This window comes from Proteus mirabilis HI4320, from assembly GCF_000069965.1.
GTDB classification, from domain to species: Bacteria; Pseudomonadota; Gammaproteobacteria; order Enterobacterales; family Enterobacteriaceae; genus Proteus; species Proteus mirabilis.
The window spans coordinates 3,579,219-3,596,758 of the sequence record NC_010554.1 but is presented as its reverse complement, the minus strand read 5'-3'; the positions used below and the strand labels follow the sequence as shown (position 1 = coordinate 3,596,758).

32 protein-coding genes and 4 tRNA genes are annotated in these 17,540 nt (G+C 44.8%); all 36 read right to left on the bottom strand.

From position 1 onward, the window contains the following. Positions 1-17: 17 nt before the first annotated feature. The 36 genes from zntR to PMI_RS16110 all read right to left on the bottom strand — a co-directional run bounded on the left by zntR (position 18) and on the right by PMI_RS16110 (position 17,408). The gene (gene zntR, locus PMI_RS16280) at positions 18-431 is read right to left on the bottom strand and encodes a Zn(2+)-responsive transcriptional regulator (RefSeq protein ID WP_004246939.1); all 414 of its coding nucleotides are present in this window, start codon (positions 429-431) and stop codon (positions 18-20) included. Positions 432-693: 262 nt separating this feature from the next. Beyond that, entirely contained in the window at positions 694-1,080 is a 387-nt protein-coding gene (rplQ, locus tag PMI_RS16275; protein ID WP_004246940.1) for a 50S ribosomal protein L17, read from the bottom strand. 37 nt (positions 1,081-1,117) lie between these two features. Beyond that, positions 1,118-2,107, bottom strand: coding sequence for a DNA-directed RNA polymerase subunit alpha (locus PMI_RS16270; RefSeq protein ID WP_004246941.1), 990 nt, complete (start codon positions 2,105-2,107; stop codon positions 1,118-1,120). Between the two features lie 25 nt (positions 2,108-2,132). Next, positions 2,133-2,753 carry a 30S ribosomal protein S4 gene (gene rpsD, locus PMI_RS16265; RefSeq protein WP_004246942.1) on the bottom strand — a complete coding sequence of 207 codons (621 nt, stop codon included), beginning with the start codon at positions 2,751-2,753 and terminating at the stop codon, positions 2,133-2,135. A gap of 36 nt (positions 2,754-2,789) precedes the next feature. Next, positions 2,790-3,179 (bottom strand): 30S ribosomal protein S11, encoded by a 390-nt coding sequence (gene rpsK / locus PMI_RS16260; protein WP_002919257.1) that lies wholly within the window; start codon positions 3,177-3,179, stop codon positions 2,790-2,792. A 16-nt stretch (positions 3,180-3,195) separates the two neighbouring features. Then, positions 3,196-3,552, bottom strand: a complete 357-nt coding sequence (gene rpsM, locus PMI_RS16255; protein WP_004249689.1) for a 30S ribosomal protein S13 — start codon at positions 3,550-3,552, stop codon at positions 3,196-3,198. 144 nt (positions 3,553-3,696) lie between these two features. Continuing rightward, complete coding sequence (gene rpmJ, locus PMI_RS19140) at positions 3,697-3,813, bottom strand: 50S ribosomal protein L36 (RefSeq protein ID WP_012368691.1); 117 nt, start codon at positions 3,811-3,813, stop codon at positions 3,697-3,699. 44 nt (positions 3,814-3,857) lie between these two features. Beyond that, positions 3,858-5,180, bottom strand: a complete 1,323-nt coding sequence (gene secY / locus PMI_RS16250; protein WP_004246943.1) for a preprotein translocase subunit SecY — start codon at positions 5,178-5,180, stop codon at positions 3,858-3,860. Positions 5,181-5,187: 7 nt separating this feature from the next. After that, a complete protein-coding gene (gene rplO / locus PMI_RS16245) occupies positions 5,188-5,622 on the bottom strand; it encodes a 50S ribosomal protein L15 (protein WP_004246944.1) in 435 nt (144 codons plus the stop codon). A gap of 3 nt (positions 5,623-5,625) precedes the next feature. After that, entirely contained in the window at positions 5,626-5,805 is a 180-nt protein-coding gene (rpmD, locus tag PMI_RS16240; protein ID WP_012368690.1) for a 50S ribosomal protein L30, read from the bottom strand. A 5-nt stretch (positions 5,806-5,810) separates the two neighbouring features. Then, on the bottom strand, positions 5,811-6,311 hold the full coding sequence (rpsE, locus tag PMI_RS16235) for a 30S ribosomal protein S5 (RefSeq protein ID WP_004246946.1): 501 nt from the start codon (positions 6,309-6,311) through the stop codon (positions 5,811-5,813). Positions 6,312-6,325: 14 nt separating this feature from the next. Further along, the gene (gene rplR / locus PMI_RS16230) at positions 6,326-6,679 is read right to left on the bottom strand and encodes a 50S ribosomal protein L18 (protein ID WP_004246947.1); all 354 of its coding nucleotides are present in this window, start codon (positions 6,677-6,679) and stop codon (positions 6,326-6,328) included. A 9-nt stretch (positions 6,680-6,688) separates the two neighbouring features. Beyond that, complete coding sequence (rplF, locus tag PMI_RS16225) at positions 6,689-7,222, bottom strand: 50S ribosomal protein L6 (RefSeq protein ID WP_004246948.1); 534 nt, start codon at positions 7,220-7,222, stop codon at positions 6,689-6,691. 14 nt (positions 7,223-7,236) lie between these two features. Further along, positions 7,237-7,629, bottom strand: a complete 393-nt coding sequence (rpsH, locus tag PMI_RS16220) for a 30S ribosomal protein S8 (RefSeq protein WP_004246950.1) — start codon at positions 7,627-7,629, stop codon at positions 7,237-7,239. A 32-nt stretch (positions 7,630-7,661) separates the two neighbouring features. Further along, positions 7,662-7,967 carry a 30S ribosomal protein S14 gene (gene rpsN, locus PMI_RS16215; protein ID WP_004246951.1) on the bottom strand — a complete coding sequence of 102 codons (306 nt, stop codon included), beginning with the start codon at positions 7,965-7,967 and terminating at the stop codon, positions 7,662-7,664. Between the two features lie 12 nt (positions 7,968-7,979). Continuing rightward, complete coding sequence (gene rplE, locus PMI_RS16210; RefSeq protein WP_004246952.1) at positions 7,980-8,519, bottom strand: 50S ribosomal protein L5; 540 nt, start codon at positions 8,517-8,519, stop codon at positions 7,980-7,982. 13 nt (positions 8,520-8,532) lie between these two features. Further along, positions 8,533-8,847: a 50S ribosomal protein L24 gene (gene rplX / locus PMI_RS16205; protein WP_004246953.1), complete on the bottom strand. Its 315-nt coding sequence runs from the start codon at positions 8,845-8,847 to the stop codon at positions 8,533-8,535. A 10-nt stretch (positions 8,848-8,857) separates the two neighbouring features. Then, positions 8,858-9,229 carry a 50S ribosomal protein L14 gene (gene rplN / locus PMI_RS16200; RefSeq protein WP_004246955.1) on the bottom strand — a complete coding sequence of 124 codons (372 nt, stop codon included), beginning with the start codon at positions 9,227-9,229 and terminating at the stop codon, positions 8,858-8,860. 176 nt (positions 9,230-9,405) lie between these two features. Next, a complete protein-coding gene (rpsQ, locus tag PMI_RS16195) occupies positions 9,406-9,660 on the bottom strand; it encodes a 30S ribosomal protein S17 (RefSeq protein ID WP_004246956.1) in 255 nt (84 codons plus the stop codon). After that, entirely contained in the window at positions 9,660-9,851 is a 192-nt protein-coding gene (gene rpmC / locus PMI_RS16190) for a 50S ribosomal protein L29 (RefSeq protein WP_004238624.1), read from the bottom strand. Before rpmC ends, rpsQ begins: the two co-directional genes overlap by 1 nt. Continuing rightward, positions 9,851-10,261 carry a 50S ribosomal protein L16 gene (rplP, locus tag PMI_RS16185; protein ID WP_004246957.1) on the bottom strand — a complete coding sequence of 137 codons (411 nt, stop codon included), beginning with the start codon at positions 10,259-10,261 and terminating at the stop codon, positions 9,851-9,853. Before rplP ends, rpmC begins: the two co-directional genes overlap by 1 nt. 12 nt (positions 10,262-10,273) lie before the next feature. Further along, a complete protein-coding gene (rpsC, locus tag PMI_RS16180; RefSeq protein ID WP_004246958.1) occupies positions 10,274-10,975 on the bottom strand; it encodes a 30S ribosomal protein S3 in 702 nt (233 codons plus the stop codon). Positions 10,976-10,992: 17 nt separating this feature from the next. Beyond that, the gene (gene rplV / locus PMI_RS16175) at positions 10,993-11,325 is read right to left on the bottom strand and encodes a 50S ribosomal protein L22 (protein WP_004246959.1); all 333 of its coding nucleotides are present in this window, start codon (positions 11,323-11,325) and stop codon (positions 10,993-10,995) included. Between the two features lie 14 nt (positions 11,326-11,339). Continuing rightward, complete coding sequence (gene rpsS / locus PMI_RS16170; protein WP_004246960.1) at positions 11,340-11,618, bottom strand: 30S ribosomal protein S19; 279 nt, start codon at positions 11,616-11,618, stop codon at positions 11,340-11,342. Between the two features lie 14 nt (positions 11,619-11,632). After that, the gene (gene rplB / locus PMI_RS16165) at positions 11,633-12,457 is read right to left on the bottom strand and encodes a 50S ribosomal protein L2 (RefSeq protein ID WP_004246961.1); all 825 of its coding nucleotides are present in this window, start codon (positions 12,455-12,457) and stop codon (positions 11,633-11,635) included. A 19-nt stretch (positions 12,458-12,476) separates the two neighbouring features. Then, positions 12,477-12,779 (bottom strand): 50S ribosomal protein L23, encoded by a 303-nt coding sequence (gene rplW / locus PMI_RS16160; protein ID WP_004246962.1) that lies wholly within the window; start codon positions 12,777-12,779, stop codon positions 12,477-12,479. Then, positions 12,776-13,381, bottom strand: coding sequence for a 50S ribosomal protein L4 (rplD, locus tag PMI_RS16155; RefSeq protein ID WP_004246964.1), 606 nt, complete (start codon positions 13,379-13,381; stop codon positions 12,776-12,778). Before rplD ends, rplW begins: the two co-directional genes overlap by 4 nt. Positions 13,382-13,397: 16 nt before the next feature. Continuing rightward, the gene (gene rplC, locus PMI_RS16150) at positions 13,398-14,027 is read right to left on the bottom strand and encodes a 50S ribosomal protein L3 (RefSeq protein ID WP_004246966.1); all 630 of its coding nucleotides are present in this window, start codon (positions 14,025-14,027) and stop codon (positions 13,398-13,400) included. Between the two features lie 32 nt (positions 14,028-14,059). Continuing rightward, complete coding sequence (rpsJ, locus tag PMI_RS16145; RefSeq protein WP_001181005.1) at positions 14,060-14,371, bottom strand: 30S ribosomal protein S10; 312 nt, start codon at positions 14,369-14,371, stop codon at positions 14,060-14,062. Between the two features lie 365 nt (positions 14,372-14,736). After that, on the bottom strand, positions 14,737-15,210 hold the full coding sequence (gene bfr / locus PMI_RS16140) for a bacterioferritin (protein ID WP_004246967.1): 474 nt from the start codon (positions 15,208-15,210) through the stop codon (positions 14,737-14,739). A gap of 77 nt (positions 15,211-15,287) precedes the next feature. Continuing rightward, positions 15,288-15,485, bottom strand: coding sequence for a bacterioferritin-associated ferredoxin (bfd, locus tag PMI_RS16135; protein ID WP_012368689.1), 198 nt, complete (start codon positions 15,483-15,485; stop codon positions 15,288-15,290). A 202-nt stretch (positions 15,486-15,687) separates the two neighbouring features. After that, complete coding sequence (gene tuf / locus PMI_RS16130) at positions 15,688-16,872, bottom strand: elongation factor Tu (protein ID WP_012368688.1); 1,185 nt, start codon at positions 16,870-16,872, stop codon at positions 15,688-15,690. A gap of 121 nt (positions 16,873-16,993) precedes the next feature. After that, positions 16,994-17,069: transfer RNA gene (locus PMI_RS16125), tRNA-Thr, on the bottom strand. A gap of 5 nt (positions 17,070-17,074) precedes the next feature. Continuing rightward, positions 17,075-17,149 (bottom strand) — tRNA-Gly (locus PMI_RS16120). 82 nt (positions 17,150-17,231) lie between these two features. After that, positions 17,232-17,316: transfer RNA gene (locus tag PMI_RS16115), tRNA-Tyr, on the bottom strand. A gap of 16 nt (positions 17,317-17,332) precedes the next feature. Next, positions 17,333-17,408: transfer RNA gene (locus PMI_RS16110), tRNA-Thr, on the bottom strand. Positions 17,409-17,540 lie beyond the last annotated feature (132 nt).

Genomic DNA, 17,540 nt, shown 5'->3' with positions numbered 1-17,540 from the left:
AATCTTCAGTGCAGATATTATTGCTTTGTCGCTCCAGATTCAAGTATTTCTAGAATTGAACAATATGTACTTTCATGAGCGGTTCCACAGCAAGCATTGCTTAACATTTTTAAAGAATCACGCATCTTTTCCATTTCTTTTAGACGAGCCTCAACTTCTGCTAGCCTAGCATCAACAATATGTTTTGATTCTACACAAGTATGATGCGCAGGATCGACTCTAATTGAAAGTAACTCAGTAATAGCATCCAGAGTAAAGCCTAACTCTTTGGCATAACGAATAAAGCGTAATCTTTGCAAATCTTGTTCTGTATACAGACGATAGCCACCTTCTGTCCGTCTATCATGTTCCATCAATCCTTGTTTTTCATAAAAACGGATAGTATCTGTTGTAACATTCGCTAATTTTGCAATTTGGCCGATGCGATACATTGATCACTCCTCAAACTAATGATAAGTAAGCATAACAAATAACCAAAAAAATAGAATTGAAATATAGTGCGATACTCAATACTTACTTTCGCACAATAGCAGCATATTCAGAAGTAAATATATAGCACCCACATAAATAAAGAAGTAGCGAGTCATTAAAGGGAGGGACCAATAAATTTAAATTTATTGCTAATCTATAGCAATAAAAAAACCGGATTAAAAAATCCGGTCTTTTTATTCGCTTCGCTGAATAATAATTTTATTATTCAGCAGCTGCTTCTGTTTCAGAATCAGCACGGTCAACAAGCTCAATGTAAGCCATTGGAGCATTGTCACCTGCACGGAAGCCACACTTCAGAATACGAGTGTAACCACCTGCACGGCTCGCAAAACGCGGACCTAATACTGTAAACAGTTTTGCCACGACTTCGTTGTCACGAGTACGGGCGAATGCCAGACGACGATTAGCTACGCTGTCGGTCTTGGCAAGAGTAATCAGCGGCTCAACGACGCGACGCAGTTCTTTCGCTTTAGGCAAAGTTGTCTTGATGATTTCATGACGAACTAAAGAACCTGCCATGTTGCGAAACATAGCCTGACGATGGCTGCTGTTGCGGTTCAATTGACGACCACTCTTACGATGGCGCATGACCTTATCCTTCTCAGTAAAACCTTAACCTGTGATCTTATTCATCAGCGATACTTGCAGGTGGCCAATTCTCAAGGCGCATGCCCAGAGATAAACCACGCGACGCCAGTACGTCTTTAATCTCAGTAAGAGATTTCTTACCAAGGTTAGGCGTCTTAAGTAATTCAACTTCAGTACGCTGTACCAGATCACCGATGTAGTGGATTGCTTCTGCCTTCAGACAGTTAGCAGAGCGGACAGTCAATTCAAGATCGTCAACTGGGCGCAGCAGGATCGGATCGAACTCTGGCTTCTCTTCTTTAACTTCAGGCTGACGAACATCACGTAAGTCAACAAAAGCTTCAAGCTGTTCAGCCAGGATAGTCGCTGCACGGCGAATCGATTCTTCTGGATCGATAGTACCGTTAGTCTCCATCTCGATTACCAGCTTATCCAAGTCGGTACGTTGTTCAACACGCGCTGCTTCCACAGTATAAGCGATTCGCTCAACTGGGCTATAACACGCATCTACTAGTAAACGACCGATAGGGCGCTCATCTTCTTCCGAATGAATTCGGGCAGAAGCCGGCACATAACCACGACCACGCTGAACTTTGATACGCATATTAATAGATGCGTTTTCGTCTGTAAGGTGGCAGATAACGTGCTGCGGCTTGACGATTTCGACATCACCGTCATGGATGATATCGGCTGCAATAACAGGGCCAATGCCAGATTTGCTCAAAGTAAGAATTACTTCATCTTTACCATGAACTTTTACCGCCAACCCCTTAAGGTTGAGCAGTATTTCTAGGATATCTTCCTGAACACCTTCTTTGGTGCTGTACTCATGCAGTACACCATCAATCTCAACCTCTGTTACCGCACAACCCGGCATAGACGAAAGCAGAATACGGCGCAGTGCGTTACCTAGAGTGTGGCCGAAGCCTCGCTCTAATGGCTCAAGGGTCACCTTGGCGTGCGTCGAACTCACTTGCTCGATATCAACCAGGCGCGGTTTTAGAAACTCTGTCACAGAACCCTGCATTGTGTCCTCTCTTTGGTGCTAAGCCTTACTTGGAGTAAAGCTCGACGATCAGGTGCTCGTTAATGTCCGCAGACAAGTCAGTACGTTCAGGAATACGTTTGAACACACCTTCCATCTTAGCAGCATCAACTTCCAGCCATGTTGGCTTTTCACGCTGTTCAGCCAGCTCTAAAGCAGCCTTAATACGAGACTGTTTTTTCGATTTTTCACGAACGCTGACTACGTCATTCGGGGAAACCTGATAAGAAGCAATATTAACCACGCGACCATTTACCATGATTGCTTTGTGGCTAACCATCTGACGTGCTTCTGCGCGAGTTGCGCCAAAGCCCATACGATAAACAACGTTATCCAGACGACCTTCTAACAGAGTAAGTAAGTTCTCACCTGTGTTGCCTTTCAGACGTGTTGCTTCTTTGTAGTAGTTACGGAATTGACGCTCTAGAACACCGTAAATACGACGTACTTTTTGTTTTTCACGTAACTGAACACCGTAATCAGACAGACGCGGTTTACGTGCGCCGTGCTGACCTGGTGCTTGTTCCAGTTTACACTTGGTGTCAATCGCCCGAACGCCAGATTTCAGAAATAAATCTGTACCTTCGCGACGGCTCAGCTTGAGCTTAGGACCCAAATATCTTGCCATTTTCTTTCTCCAACTATCCTAAAAACGAAACCGTTATTAAACGCGACGTTTTTTCGGTGGACGACAACCGTTATGAGGAATCGGAGTCACATCAGTAATATTAGTGATGCGGAAACCAGCCGCGTTTAATGCACGGATAGTTGACTCACGACCAGGACCAGGTCCTTTTACCATAACTTCCAAGTTCTTAATTCCGTACTCTTTAACAGCTTCAGCGCAACGTTCTGCTGCAACCTGAGCCGCAAACGGAGTAGATTTACGAGAACCACGGAAACCGGAACCACCGGCAGTAGCCCAACCCAACGCGTTACCTTGACGGTCTGTAATAGTAACGATTGTGTTGTTGAAAGAAGCATGGATATGAGCCACACCGTCAGAGACTTGTTTTCTTACACGCTTACGTGCACGAATAGGTGCTTTTGCCATTGTTCAAATACCCCGATTATTTCTTGATCGGCTTACGCGGACCCTTACGGGTACGTGCGTTAGTCTTAGTACGCTGACCGCGAACTGGTAGACCACGACGATGACGTAAACCACGGTAAGTACCAAGATCCATCAGACGTTTGATGCTCAGGGTAACTTCACGACGTAGATCACCTTCTACAACGTATTTGGCAACTTCGTCACGCAGCTTGTCGATTTGCTCTTCAGACAGCTCACTGATCTTAACATTTTCAGCAATACCCGTTGCTTCACAGATAGCCTGTGAACGAGTTTTACCAATGCCGTAAATCGATGTTAAAGCGATTACGGTATGTTTATGATCAGGAATGTTAATGCCTGCTATACGGGCCACTATGCACTCCTAAATTAACTTTATACAGTACTATTCTGAAAAGCCCGTTTTCAGGATACTCAAACAATACTGTATGATTATAAATGATTGGGCTGGCTAATTTAGCCAGCTCAACCGAACTTTGCAAGAAAAAAATGCAATAATTTAGCCTTGACGCTGTTTATGCTTAGGGTCAACACTGCAAATTACACGCACGTGGCCGTGACGTCTAACGATTTTGCAGTTACGGCACATTTTCTTGACGGAAGCACGAACTTTCATTTTTACTCTCCGTAACTTCTAAAACAAACCCATCTTATCGGTAATTAGCCTTTAAGGTTTGCTTTTTTCAATGCAGACTCATACTGACTTGACATCAGGAGAGTTTGCACTTGAGCCATAAAATCCATGATGACCACAACCACGATTAAGAGGGAAGTACCACCAAAATAGAAAGGTACTTTCATTGCGTCACGCATGAACTCCGGGATGAGACAGATAAAGGTAATGTACAGAGCACCGATTAAGGTTAAACGTGTCATCACTTTATCTATATATTTAGCCGTCTGCTCTCCCGGGCGAATTCCTGGTACAAATGCACCGGACTTCTTCAGGTTATCTGCCGTTTCTCTTGGGTTGAAAACCAACGCCGTATAGAAGAAACAGAAGAAGATGATTGCAGCAGCGTATAGTAACACATAAATAGGTTGACCAGGCTGTAAATTTAAAGAAATTGTCGTCAGCCAACCCCATCCTGTACCATCGCCAAACCAAGAGGTTATTGTACCAGGAAACAGAATAATACTTGAAGCAAAAATTGCCGGTATTACACCCGCCATATTTACCTTAAGTGGTAGATGTGTACTTTGTGCCGCGTATATTCTACGCCCTTGTTGACGTTTTGCATAGTTAACAACGATACGACGTTGTCCTCTTTCTACAAAAACAACAAAGAAAGTTACCGCGAACACCAATACTGCAACCAACAATAACAGGAGGAAGTGCAGTTCGCCTTGCCGCGCCTGCTCGATGGTTTGACCAATGGCAGGTGGAAGACCTGCAACGATACCTGCAAAGATAATGATTGAGATACCGTTACCAATACCACGTTCAGTGATTTGCTCACCTAACCACATCAGGAACATTGTCCCTGTGACTAAGCTCACAACAGCCGTAATATAGAATGGTAAGCCTGGATTAATAACCAGACCTTGCATTCCTGGCATATTCGGTAAGCCTGTTGCGATACCAATAGATTGGAATATCGCCAGCACCAAAGTACCATAACGGGTATATTGGCTGATCTTACGACGACCGGCCTCCCCTTCCTTCTTAATCTCCGCTAACCGAGGGTTAACCACTGATAATAGTTGGATAATAATCGATGCCGAAATATAAGGCATGATACCCAGCGCAAAGATAGAAGCACGGCTAAGAGCACCACCAGAGAACATGTTAAACATTTCAATGATGGTGCCTTTTTGCTGATCGAGCAATTTGGCAAGCACAGTGGCATCAATACCAGGGATAGGAATAAAAGAGCCAATCCTAAAGACAATTAGTGCACCAAGAACAAACAGTAATCTGCGTTTTAGTTCACCTATACCACCTTTAGCACTCTGAAAATCTAACCCTGGTTGTTTAGCCATCTGTCACTTATTCCTCAATTTTACCGCCAGCTGATTCGATTGCTGCACGGGCACCTTTGGTAACACGCAGACCACGAATAGTCACTGCACGGTTAACCTCGCCAGACAGAATTAATTTTGCAAATTCAATCTGTGGGCCAACAACGTTTGCGGCTTTCAGTGCATTCAGATCGATTACATCGCCTTCAACATAAGCCAAATCAGACAGACGGATTTCCGCAGTCACGAATGATTTACGTGAAGTAAAACCAAATTTTGGTAAACGACGGTATAAAGGCATCTGACCACCTTCAAAACCACGACGTACGCCACCGCCAGAACGAGATTTCTGACCTTTGTGACCACGGCCGCCAGTTTTACCTAGGCCAGAACCGATACCACGACCTACACGTTTAGGCGCATGCTTGGCACCTTCAGCCGGAGACAGAGTATTTAAACGCATCTCTTACTCCTCAACTTTAACCATATAGGAAACCAAGTTGATCATACCGCGAACTGCTGGTGTATCTTCGCGTTCTACAGTGTGACCGATGCGACGCAGACCTAAACCAGCCATAGTTGCCTTATGTTTAGGCAGACGGCCGATTAAACTGCGTGTTTGAGTAATTTTAATAGTCTTAGCCATGGTCATTACCCCAGAATTTCTTCAACGGATTTACCACGCTTAGCTGCGACCATTTCTGGAGACTTCATGCTATCTAAAGCGTCCAGTGTTGCACGAACGACGTTAATCGGATTCGTGGAACCATAGGTTTTAGCCAGTACGTTACGAACGCCAGCCACTTCTAGAACTGCACGCATTGCACCACCTGCGATGATACCAGTACCTTCATGAGCAGGCTGCATAAATACGCGAGAACCTGTATGAGTACCTTTAATAGGGTGGAACAGAGTACCGTTGTTTAAAGCGACGGTTTTCATATTGCGACGGGCTTTTTCCATCGCTTTCTGGATTGCTGCCGGAACTTCGCGAGCTTTGCCATATCCAAAACCAACGCGGCCATTACCATCACCAACTACTGTAAGAGCGGTGAAGCTAAAGATACGACCACCTTTAACGGTTTTCGATACGCGGTTTACCGCGATCAGCTTTTCCTGCAGTTCGCCAGCTTGTTTCTCGATGTGAGCCATCTTACACTCCTACCTTAGAACTGAAGGCCAGCTTCACGGGCAGCATCTGCCAGTGCCTGGACTCGACCATGATATTGGAAACCGGAACGGTCAAATGATACTGATTTGATACCTTTTTCCAGAGCGCGTTCAGCAACAATTTTACCAACTACTGCTGCTGCTTCTTTGTTTCCAGTGTTTTTCAGTTGCTCAATGATAGCTTTTTCTGTAGTAGAAGCGGCCACCAAAGTTTCAGAACCGTTTGGTGCAATAACCTGCGCATAAATATGGCGAGGGGTACGATGTACCACCAGGCGAGTCGCACCCAGTTCCTGGAGCTTACGGCGTGCGCGGGTCGCACGACGGATACGAGCTGCTTTCTTATCCATAGTGTTACCTTACTTCTTCTTAGCCTCTTTGATACGCACAACTTCGTCGGCGTAACGAATACCTTTACCTTTATAAGGTTCAGGGCGACGGTAAGCACGCAGTTCAGCTGCTACTTGACCAATCACTTGCTTATCCGCACCTTTCAGTAGGATTTCAGTTTGTGTTGGACATTCAGCAGTGATGCCTGCTGGCAGTTGGTGTTCCACTGGATGTGAATAACCTACTGATAAGTTAACTGTGTTGCCCTTAACAGACGCACGATAACCTACACCTACCAGTTGCAGTTTCTTAGTGAAGCCTTCGGTAACACCTACAACCATTGCATTTAGCAGTGAACGAGTAGTACCCGCTTGTGCCCATGCATCAGCATAACCATCGCGTGGTGCGAAAGTTAGTTGGTTGTCAGCATGTTGAATTTCAACTGCATTATGGATAGTACGAGTAAGCTCGCCGTTTTTACCCTTAATCGTAATTACCTGACCGTTGAGTTTAACCTCTACGCCGGCAGGAATGACGACGGGTGCTTTTGCCACACGAGACATTCTTTCCTCCCGAATTAAGCTACGTAGCAGATAATCTCGCCACCAAGACCTGCTTGGCGAGCTGCACGATCAGTCATAACACCTTTTGAGGTAGAAACAACAGCGATGCCCAGTCCTGCCATAACTTGTGGCAGCTCATCTTTTCTTTTATAGATGCGCAGACTTGGACGGCTTACGCGCTGAATGCTTTCTACTACAGCCTTACCTTGGAAATATTTTAAAGTGATTTCCAGTTCTGGCTTAGTGTCGCCTTCAATTTTAAAATCTTCGATATAACCTTCTTCCTTAAGCACGTTGGCAATCGCCACTTTCAGCTTGGAGGAAGGCATTGTGACCGCAACTTTATTCGCGGCCTGACCGTTACGGATACGGGTCAGCATATCCGCGATGGGATCTTGCATGCTCATCTGTCTTTACTCCCGTGATTCAATTAGGGTGATTACCAGCTAGCCTTTCTAAGGCCCGGGATTTCACCGCGCATAGCGGCTTCACGGACTTTAATACGGCTTAGGCCAAATTTCCGCAGGAAACCGTGCGGACGTCCAGTTTGACGGCAGCGGTTACGCTGACGTGAAGGACTTGAATCACGTGGCAGTGTTTGCAGTTTCAGAACAGCATTCCAACGATCTTCATCAGATACGTTTACATCTGAAACGATAGCTTTCAGTTCTGCGCGTTTTGCGAAGAATTTCTCAGCTAAATTCGCACGTTTTACATCACGTGCTTTCATAGATTTCTTAGCCATGAATGCCCTGCCTTACTTGCGGAACGGGAAGTTAAACGCTGCTAACAATGCGCGACCTTCATCATCAGATTTCGCAGTCGTAGTAATGGTAATATCCAAACCACGAACACGATCCACTTTATCGTAATCGATTTCAGGGAAGATGATTTGTTCACGCACGCCCATGCTGTAGTTACCACGTCCATCGAATGATTTAGCGGACAAACCACGGAAGTCACGGATACGTGGTACAGCAATAGAGATCAGACGTTCAAAGAACTCCCACATGCGTTCGCCACGCAGGGTCACTTTACAGCCGATCGGATAGCCCTGGCGGATTTTGAAGCCTGCAACAGATTTGCGTGCTTTGGTGATCAGAGGTTTTTGACCTGAGATTGCTGCTAAATCAGCTGCTGCATTATCCAGCAGTTTTTTATCAGCAATTGCTTCACCAACACCCATGTTCAGGGTGATCTTCTCGACCCGAGGGACTTGCATGACAGAATGGTAACCAAACTGAGACATCAGTTTTTGGACTACCTCGTCTTTGTAGTAATCATGCAGTTTCGCCATCGTATACTCCAAATTACTTGATAGTTTCTTTATTAGATTTGAAGAAACGAACTTTTTTGCCGTCTTCGAATCTAAAACCTACACGGTCAGCCTTGCCGGTTGCCGCATTGAAGATTGCAACGTTAGAAACTTGAATTGCAGCTTCTTTTTCAACGATGCCACCTGGTTGGTTCAGAGCCGGTACTGGCTTCTGATGTTTTTTAACCAGATTGATACCTTCAACGATAACTTTACCAGAAGAAAGAACCTGTTTTACTTTACCGCGCTTACCTTTATCTTTACCAGTTAGCACGATAACTTCGTCTTCACGACGGATTTTCGCTGCCATTGCCTGCTCCTTAGAGTACTTCAGGTGCCAGAGAGATTATTTTCATAAACTTCTCGTTACGAAGTTCACGAGTAACCGGCCCAAAAATACGCGTACCAATAACTTGCTCGCTGTTGTTGTTTAACAATACACAAGCGTTGCTATCGAAGCGAATGACAGAACCGTCAGGGCGACGAACACCCTTCTTGGTGCGCACCACTACCGCTTTCAGTACATCACCTTTCTTAACTTTACCACGTGGAATTGCTTCTTTAATGGTAATTTTGATGATGTCACCTACATCTGCGTAGCGACGGTGCGAGCCACCTAGAACCTTGATACACATTACGCGACGTGCACCGGAGTTGTCGGCCACGTTCAGCATAGTCTGTTCTTGGATCATTTTAGTGCTCCGCTAAATGTCAACTACTACTGAGCCACTTCCACATTAGAAGAGGCCGTTCAATATCCCATAATACGAGGGAGCGGCATTATAACACCACATTCTCGATATGGACAGAAAAAATAAACGGCTCGTTCAGTTTTGAGCCGTTTATTTCGTACGAAAAGGCTATTTTATTACAGAACAGCTTTTTCTACAACGCGAACTAACGCCCAAGACTTAGTCTTAGAGATAGGACGTGTTTGACGAATTTCTACTACGTCACCCATGCCACATTCGTTGTTCTCGTCATGTACATGCAGTTTAGTCGTACGACGGATGAATTTACCATATAATGGATGTTTCACCATACGATCGATAGCAACAACAACAGATTTTTCCATTTTGTCACTTACCACACGACCTTGCAGAGTACGGATTTTATCGGTCATTACGCACCCGCCTTCTCAGTCAGTAAAGTCTTAACGCGTGCGATATTACGACGCACTTGTTTCAACAGATGAGACTGTTGTAACTGACCACTTGCTGCCTGCATACGCAGATTGAACTGCTCACGCAGTAAGTTCAGCAATTCAGTGTTCAGCTCTTCAACGCTCTTTTCGCGCAGCTCTTTTGCTTTCATTACATCACCGTCTTAGTTACAAAGGTGGTTTTGATAGGCAGTTTTGCTGCCGCTAGCTGAAATGCTTCACGGGCCACTTCTTCAGGCACACCATCCATTTCATATAGGACTTTACCTGGCTGGATCAAGGCAACCCAATACTCTACGTTACCTTTACCTTTACCCATACGGACTTCGAGCGGCTTTTCAGTGATTGGTTTGTCTGGGAACACACGGATCCAGATTTTACCCTGACGCTTAACTGCACGGGTCATTGCACGACGTGCCGCTTCGATCTGACGTGCAGTCAGACGACCACGGCCCACAGCTTTAAGACCGTAAGTCCCGAAGCTTACATCCGTACCTATAGCTAAGCCACGGTTGCGGCCTTTATGCACTTTACGGAATTTTGTACGCTTAGGTTGTAACATCAGCGACTCTCCTTACTTGCGGCCTTTACGCTGCTGCTTTTTAGGTTGAGCGGCTGGTTTTTCCGCCTGTTCAACCGCAGCCATACCACCCAGGATCTCACCTTTGAAGATCCATACCTTAACGCCGAGCACACCATAAGTAGTATGTGCTTCTGAGGTATTGTAGTCGATATCTGCACGCAGAGTGTGCAGAGGTACACGACCTTCACGATACCATTCAGTACGAGCGATTTCAGCGCCGCCTAAACGACCACTTACTTCCACTTTAATACCTTTAGCGCCTAAACGCATTGCGTTCTGTACCGCACGCTTCATAGCACGACGGAACATAACACGACGTTCCAGCTGTGAAGTGATGCTGTCAGCAACTAATTTTGCGTCCAGTTCAGGTTTACGTACTTCGGCGATATTAATTTGCGCAGGAACGCCAGCGATATCCGCTACGTTTTTACGCAGTTTTTCTACATCTTCACCTTTTTTACCGATAACGATACCTGGGCGAGCAGTGTGAATAGTCACACGGATGCTTTTCGCAGGACGTTCGATAACGATACGAGATACAGATGCTTTTGCCAGTTCTTTAGTTAAGTACTGGCGCACTTTAAAATCGCTGTCTAGGTTGTCAGCGAATTCATTGGTACCCGCATACCATGTGGAATTCCAAGGCTTGACAATGCCAAGGCGGATACCATTAGGATGTACTTTTTGACCCATTGCTAGTCTCCAGAGTCTCAGCGATCGGACACAACCACAGTGATGTGGCTGGTGCGCTTCAGAATACGATCTGCACGGCCTTTTGCACGAGGCATAATGCGCTTCATAGAAGGACCTTCGTCAACAAAGATCTTAGCTACTTTCAGATCATCAATGTCAGCGCCATCGTTGTGTTCTGCATTAGCAATAGCAGACTCGAGTACTTTCTTCACTAAACCAGCAGCTTTCTTGTTGGTATAGGTCAGAGTTTCCAGAGCTTGCGACACTTTCTTACCGCGAATCAGGTCTGCCACCAGGCGAACCTTCTGAGCAGAAGAACGAGCGTGGCGATGTATAGCGATAGTTTCCATCTCTTCCTCCTACCTTATTTCTTCTTAGCCTTTTTATCGGCTGCATGACCGCGATAAGTACGGGTCGGCGCGAATTCACCCAGTTTGTGACCAACCATTTCGTCGGAAACGTAAACTGGAACATGCTGACGACCATTATGGACAGCGATGGTCAAACCGATCATGTTAGGAAAGATCGTTGAACGACGGGACCAAGTCTTAACAGGCTTTTTGTCACCGCTTTCCACCGCTTTCTCTACCTTCTTCAGCAAGTGCAGGTCAATAAATGGACCTTTCTTGAGAGAACGTGGCATGGCTTATCCTCTAATTATTTCTTAGTACGACGATGAACGATAAAGTGTTCAGTGCGTTTGTTTTTACGAGTCTTCTTACCTTTGGTTTGAACGCCCCAAGGTGTTACAGGGTGTTTACCAAAGTTACGACCTTCACCACCACCGTGTGGGTGGTCTACTGGGTTCATCGCAGTACCGCGAACGGTAGGACGAATACCACGCCAGCGACTTGCACCAGCTTTACCCAGAACGCGTAACATGTGCTCAGAGTTACCTACTTCACCGATAGTTGCACGGCAATCAGAAGGGATCTTACGCATTTCACCAGAACGCAGACGAATAGTGACATAAGCACCATCACGCGCAACGATTTGAACGTAAGTACCAGCTGAACGAGCTAACTGACCACCTTTACCTGGTTTCATTTCTACGTTATGAACGGTAGAACCAACCGGGATATTACGCATTGGTAAGGTGTTACCCGTTTTGATAGCAGCATCAACGCCAGATTGAACTTTATCACCCGCTTTCAGGCCTTTTGGAGCCAGGATGTAGCGGCGTTCACCATCAGCATACAGCACTAAAGCGATGTTAGCTGAACGGTTTGGATCATATTCCAGACGTTCTACTGTCGCAGGGATACCATCTTTGTTGCGTTTAAAGTCAACAATACGGTAAGCCTGTTTGTGACCACCACCGATATGACGGGTAGTGATACGACCATTGTTGTTACGACCACCGGATTTGCTGTTCTTTTCCAGCAATGGCGCATAAGGTTTCCCTTTATGCAGCTCTGGGTTTACCACTTTAACTACGTGGCGACGGCCCGGAGACGTAGGTTTACATTTAACAATTGCCATTGTTCTTTACTCCTCCGACTTACTCAGCGCCGCCGACGAAGTCCAGATTCTGGCCTTCCTTCAGGGTGACGTAAGCTTTTTTCCAGTCGCTACGACGACCAATACGCTGACCGTGACGTTTCACTTTGCCTTTCATCAGCAGAGTGTTAACACTTTCAACTTCGACTTCAAACAGTTTTTGTACAGCTGCTTTAATCTCTGCTTTGGTCGCGTCTTTAGCAACTTTGAGAACGATGGTGTTTGATTTTTCCATCGCGATAGAAGCTTTTTCAGATACATGCGGCGCGCGCAGTACTTTCAGCAGACGTTCTTCACGGATCATGCCAGCATCTCCTCAACTTGCTTCACAGCGTCAGCAGTCATGACGACTTTGTCGAAGGCGATTAAGCTAACTGGATCGATTGTTGCTGCATCACGAACGTCTACTTTGTATAAGTTACGTGCTGCTAAATACAGATTCTCATCAACTTCTGCTGTGACAATCAGTACATCTTCCAGAGCCATATCTTTCAGTTTCTGTGCTAAAAGCTTAGTTTTAGGCGCTTCAACAGAGAACTTCTCTACGACGATCAGACGATCTTGACGTACCAGTTCTGACAGAATGCTCTTCAGAGCACCGCGGTACATCTTTTTGTTTACTTTTTGACTGTGGTCCTGTGGTTTAGCTGCGAAGCTAACACCACCAGAGCGCCAAATTGGGCTCTTGATTGAACCTGAACGTGCACGACCTGTACCTTTCTGGCGCCATGGCTTTTTGCCTGAACCAGAAACTTCAGCACGAGTTTTCTGAGCACGAGTACCTTGACGAGCACCAGCAGCGTATGCAACGACTACTTGATGCACAAGCGCTTCGTTAAAGTCACGCCCGAAGGTAGTTTCGGAAACAGTCAGCGCGCCTTGCGCGTCTTTCATTACCAATTCCATTCCTATCTCCTCGACGTTACGCCTTGACAGCTGGTTTAACGATCAGGTCACTGCCAGTTGCACCTGGGACAGCACCTTTGACCAGCAGCAGGTTGCGCTCAGCGTCAACACGTACTACTTCCAGGCTCTGAACGGTAACTTGTTCGTTACCCAGTTGACCTGCCATTTTCTTGCCTTTAAATACACGACCCGGAGTCTGGTTCTGACCGATAGAACCCGGAACGCGGTGAGACAAGGAGTTACCGTGGGTAGCATCTTGAGTACGGAAGTTCCAGCGCTTTACAGTACCAGCAAAACCTTTACCTTTAGATGTTCCAGTAACGTCGACTTTTTTAACGTCAGCGAAAATTTCTACACTAATGCTTTGACCTACAGTGTATTCTTCGCCTTCGTTCAGACGGAATTCACGCAGTAAGCGGCCAGCTTCAACGCCAGCTTTAGCAAAATGACCTGCTTCAGGTTTCAGTACACGGTTCGCTTTTTTGCTACCTGTAGTCACCTGAATTGCACGATAACCGTCTTTCTCTAGATCTTTGACCTGAGTAACACGGTTGTTTTCAATTTCGATAACGGTTACAGGGATTGAAACGCCATCTTCAGTGAAGATACGAGTCATTCCTACTTTTTTACCGACTAAACCAATCATTGTTTCAACCTCTCAATCGCTTGATGACCTGATTAACCTAGGCTGATCTGCACGTCTACGCCGGCAGCCAGATCCAGACGCATCAGAGCATCAACGGTTTTCTCGGTTGGCTCAACGATGTCAACCAGACGTTTGTGAGTGCGAATTTCATACTGATCACGCGCATCTTTATTAACGTGCGGAGAAATCAACACTGTGAAACGCTCTTTGCGAGTCGGCAGTGGGATTGGACCACGAACTTGCGCACCTGTGCGCTTAGCAGTCTCTACGATTTCCGCAGTTGATTGATCAATCAGACGATGATCAAAAGCTTTCAGGCGGATACGGATTCTTTGGTTCTGCATGAGACCAGAGCTCCAACTATTTTTTATAAACGTAAATGATTACTACTCGTACCCATTTCGATTGATGAGAGAGTGTAATCGTTCTGCATATAACTCCCCAATCGGGAGTATTATATTAATGCAATAAAAAAATCTGCATTAGCTGATAAATCAGCCCCACTAAATCAGTGAGCCTGCGCATTATACTTGCCTGAGAGATGAAATCAAGCCAAGAATAAAAAAACAGCGATAAAAATTATCTAGTCACAGCAAATTGAACTTAAAAAATAAAAGGCAAAGGCAACAATAGCGTTACCTTTGCTTTTATAAATTCGATAGATAGCAATAAAGAAAGATTAATACTTCTTTTTTGCTAAAAGATGAGATCACTCTTCAATCATTTGCGCTTGAAGATAGTTTTGTAGTCCGATACGTTCAATAAGCTCTAGTTGGGTTTCAATCCAATCGATATGCCCTTCTTCATCCGTTAAGATTTCTAGCATCAGATCTCTGCTCACATAATCATGAATTGAATCAGCATAAGCGATAGCTTCACGTAAGTCTTTTGCTCCCCCTAATTCGAGTTCAAGATCTGAACGCAACATCTCTTCAACATCTTCACCGATATTGAGTTTTCCTAAATCTTGTAAGTTAGGGATACCTTCTAAAAATAAAATACGCTCAATATATTTATCAGCATGCTTCATTTCATCAATAGACTCATGGTATTCCATCGCATTAAGGCGAGTAAATCCCCAATTTTTAAACATACGGGCATGCAAGAAATACTGATTAATTGCAACAAGTTCACCACCTAATAATTTATTAAGGTGGGCTATCATTTTTTTATCACCTTTCATTTTTATGCTCCTTTGCTTCCAGTCTTTTTAGTGTAGACCTTTTATACAAAGTAGAGAGAAAGGAATATTAAAAACTGTTATGCAACTTCAGAAATTTGAGGATAAAGGAGGTGTTGTTCATCATCTATAAGTTGACGAGCTTGACGTATACATTTACCACAACAACTGCCTACAGGTAGGATTTGACGCAATTGATTGATTGTTCGAATTTTATGTTTATGAACAGTAGAGATAATTTTTTTATCACTCACACCATGACACAGACAGACATACATAATAACGACCTCATTAACTACCTATCAAGATAGTAAATGATAATCATTGTTATTTCAATTTCTATTTATCGTACAGATCTATCTAAGTGTGCTGATGATAATAAAAAATGAATAATGGCAATAAGCTAGTTATCGTTAATAGAGGCATAAACTAAAAAAGGGCATCATCAGATGCCCTTTTCAAAAATAATAAAGCTAGGAATTAACCTAATACTTTAGCAACAACACCCGCACCTACTGTACGGCCACCTTCACGGATTGCGAAGCGTAAACCTTCGTCCATTGCGATTGGGTGGATCAGTTCAACGATCATGTTCACGTTGTCGCCTGGCATTACCATTTCTACGCCTTCTGGTAATTCGATAGTACCAGTTACGTCAGTTGTACGGAAGTAGAACTGTGGACGGTAGCCTTTGAAGAATGGAGTGTGACGACCACCTTCATCTTTGCTCAGAATATAAACTTCTGATTCAAATTTGTTGTGTGGGTTGATTGAACCTGGTTTCGCCAGTACTTGTCCACGTTCGATTTCTTCACGTTTTGTACCACGCAGCAGAACACCTACGTTCTCACCTGCACGACCTTCGTCAAGTAATTTACGGAACATTTCAACGCCAGTACAAGTTGTTTTTGCGGTTTCTTTGATACCAACAATCTCAACTTCATCACCTACTTTGATGATACCACGCTCTACACGACCAGTAACTACTGTACCACGACCTGAGATTGAGAATACATCTTCGATTGGTAACAGGAATGGTTTGTCAATTGCACGCTCTGGCTCTGGGATATAAGTATCCAGTGCTTCTGCTAATTCAACAATTTTTGCTTCCCACTCTGCTTCGCCTTCCAGTGCTTTCAGCGCTGAACCACGGATTACTGGAGTGTCATCGCCTGGGAAATCGTATTGAGACAGAAGTTCACGAACTTCCATTTCAACTAATTCTAACAGCTCTTCATCATCTACCATGTCACATTTGTTCAGGAATACGATGATGTAAGGAACACCAACCTGACGACCTAACAGGATGTGCTCACGAGTTTGTGGCATTGGACCATCAGTTGCTGCTACTACCAGAATAGCTCCGTCCATTTGCGCAGCACCAGTGATCATGTTTTTAACATAGTCGGCGTGGCCTGGGCAGTCTACGTGTGCGTAGTGGCGAGTTGGAGTATCGTATTCTACGTGTGAAGTAGAGATGGTGATACCACGCGCTTTTTCTTCTGGTGCATTATCGATTTGGTCAAATGCACGAGCAGCACCACCGTAAGTTTTAGCTAAAACTGTAGTGATTGCAGCAGTCAGAGTTGTTTTACCGTGGTCAACGTGGCCGATAGTACCAACGTTAACGTGCGGTTTTGAACGTTCAAATTTTTCTTTAGACATTTAAATTGTCCCTCTAAGACACGGAATCGGTGGTTACACCACATCAACCAAGCAGTAATTAAACTAGCGATTAGCTATGCTTGTTAAGATTTTTAATCAGGAAGGCAAGAACATTGGGGAGTGGTGCTGATAGGCAGATTCGAACTGCCGACCTCACCCTTACCAAGGGTGCGCTCTACCAACTGAGCTATATCAGCACATCTGGAGCGGGCAGCGGGAATCGAACCCGCATCATCAGCTTGGAAGGCTGAGGTAATAGCCATTATACGATGCCCGCAGAACTCGGCTACCTGACTTAAAATCAGCTTTGTATTCTACTCAAGTGTTCACGATTTGAAAACACTTAAGTAAGGAATTAATGGTGGTGGGAGAAGGATTCGAACCTTCGAAGTCTGTGACGGCAGATTTACAGTCTGCTCCCTTTGGCCGCTTGGGTATCCCACCAAATCTAAATTTTAAATGGTGCCGGCACCAAGAGTCGAACTCGGGACCTACTGATTACAAGTCAGTTGCTCTACCAACTGAGCTATGCCGGCTAAGTGGTGCGCATTCTAGGAGGACTTTCGTCATGATGCAACAAAAAAATTGCGATATTTGTTCTTTTGCTTAGATTTTGTTCATTTTTGTATGTATTGTTGATTTTTTAGGAAAAAAACGACCAAAATGAC

Coding starts and splice junctions, on each gene's coding strand:
- zntR (WP_004246939.1), bottom strand. CDS start 431: ATGTATCGCATCGGCCAAATTGCAAAATTAGCGAATGTTACAACAGAT.
- rplQ (WP_004246940.1), bottom strand. CDS start 1,080: ATGCGCCATCGTAAGAGTGGTCGTCAATTGAACCGCAACAGCAGCCAT.
- PMI_RS16270 (WP_004246941.1), bottom strand. CDS start 2,107: ATGCAGGGTTCTGTGACAGAGTTTCTAAAACCGCGCCTGGTTGATATC.
- rpsD (WP_004246942.1), bottom strand. CDS start 2,753: ATGGCAAGATATTTGGGTCCTAAGCTCAAGCTGAGCCGTCGCGAAGGT.
- rpsK (WP_002919257.1), bottom strand. CDS start 3,179: ATGGCAAAAGCACCTATTCGTGCACGTAAGCGTGTAAGAAAACAAGTC.
- rpmJ (WP_012368691.1), bottom strand. CDS start 3,813: ATGAAAGTTCGTGCTTCCGTCAAGAAAATGTGCCGTAACTGCAAAATC.
- secY (WP_004246943.1), bottom strand. CDS start 5,180: ATGGCTAAACAACCAGGGTTAGATTTTCAGAGTGCTAAAGGTGGTATA.
- rplO (WP_004246944.1), bottom strand. CDS start 5,622: ATGCGTTTAAATACTCTGTCTCCGGCTGAAGGTGCCAAGCATGCGCCT.
- rpmD (WP_012368690.1), bottom strand. CDS start 5,805: ATGGCTAAGACTATTAAAATTACTCAAACACGCAGTTTAATCGGCCGT.
- rpsE (WP_004246946.1), bottom strand. CDS start 6,311: ATGGCTCACATCGAGAAACAAGCTGGCGAACTGCAGGAAAAGCTGATC.
- rplR (WP_004246947.1), bottom strand. CDS start 6,679: ATGGATAAGAAAGCAGCTCGTATCCGTCGTGCGACCCGCGCACGCCGT.
- rplF (WP_004246948.1), bottom strand. CDS start 7,222: ATGTCTCGTGTGGCAAAAGCACCCGTCGTCATTCCTGCCGGCGTAGAG.
- rpsH (WP_004246950.1), bottom strand. CDS start 7,629: ATGAGCATGCAAGATCCCATCGCGGATATGCTGACCCGTATCCGTAAC.
- rpsN (WP_004246951.1), bottom strand. CDS start 7,967: ATGGCTAAGAAATCTATGAAAGCACGTGATGTAAAACGTGCGAATTTA.
- rplE (WP_004246952.1), bottom strand. CDS start 8,519: ATGGCGAAACTGCATGATTACTACAAAGACGAGGTAGTCCAAAAACTG.
- rplX (WP_004246953.1), bottom strand. CDS start 8,847: ATGGCAGCGAAAATCCGTCGTGAAGACGAAGTTATCGTGCTAACTGGT.
- rplN (WP_004246955.1), bottom strand. CDS start 9,229: ATGATCCAAGAACAGACTATGCTGAACGTGGCCGACAACTCCGGTGCA.
- rpsQ (WP_004246956.1), bottom strand. CDS start 9,660: ATGACCGATAAAATCCGTACTCTGCAAGGTCGTGTGGTAAGTGACAAA.
- rpmC (WP_004238624.1), bottom strand. CDS start 9,851: ATGAAAGCAAAAGAGCTGCGCGAAAAGAGCGTTGAAGAGCTGAACACT.
- rplP (WP_004246957.1), bottom strand. CDS start 10,261: ATGTTACAACCTAAGCGTACAAAATTCCGTAAAGTGCATAAAGGCCGC.
- rpsC (WP_004246958.1), bottom strand. CDS start 10,975: ATGGGTCAAAAAGTACATCCTAATGGTATCCGCCTTGGCATTGTCAAG.
- rplV (WP_004246959.1), bottom strand. CDS start 11,325: ATGGAAACTATCGCTATACATCGCCACGCTCGTTCTTCTGCTCAGAAG.
- rpsS (WP_004246960.1), bottom strand. CDS start 11,618: ATGCCACGTTCTCTCAAGAAAGGTCCATTTATTGACCTGCACTTGCTG.
- rplB (WP_004246961.1), bottom strand. CDS start 12,457: ATGGCAATTGTTAAATGTAAACCTACGTCTCCGGGCCGTCGCCACGTA.
- rplW (WP_004246962.1), bottom strand. CDS start 12,779: ATGATCCGTGAAGAACGTCTGCTGAAAGTACTGCGCGCGCCGCATGTA.
- rplD (WP_004246964.1), bottom strand. CDS start 13,381: ATGGAATTGGTAATGAAAGACGCGCAAGGCGCGCTGACTGTTTCCGAA.
- rplC (WP_004246966.1), bottom strand. CDS start 14,027: ATGATTGGTTTAGTCGGTAAAAAAGTAGGAATGACTCGTATCTTCACT.
- rpsJ (WP_001181005.1), bottom strand. CDS start 14,371: ATGCAGAACCAAAGAATCCGTATCCGCCTGAAAGCTTTTGATCATCGT.
- bfr (WP_004246967.1), bottom strand. CDS start 15,210: ATGAAAGGTGATAAAAAAATGATAGCCCACCTTAATAAATTATTAGGT.
- bfd (WP_012368689.1), bottom strand. CDS start 15,485: ATGTATGTCTGTCTGTGTCATGGTGTGAGTGATAAAAAAATTATCTCT.
- tuf (WP_012368688.1), bottom strand. CDS start 16,872: ATGTCTAAAGAAAAATTTGAACGTTCAAAACCGCACGTTAACGTTGGT.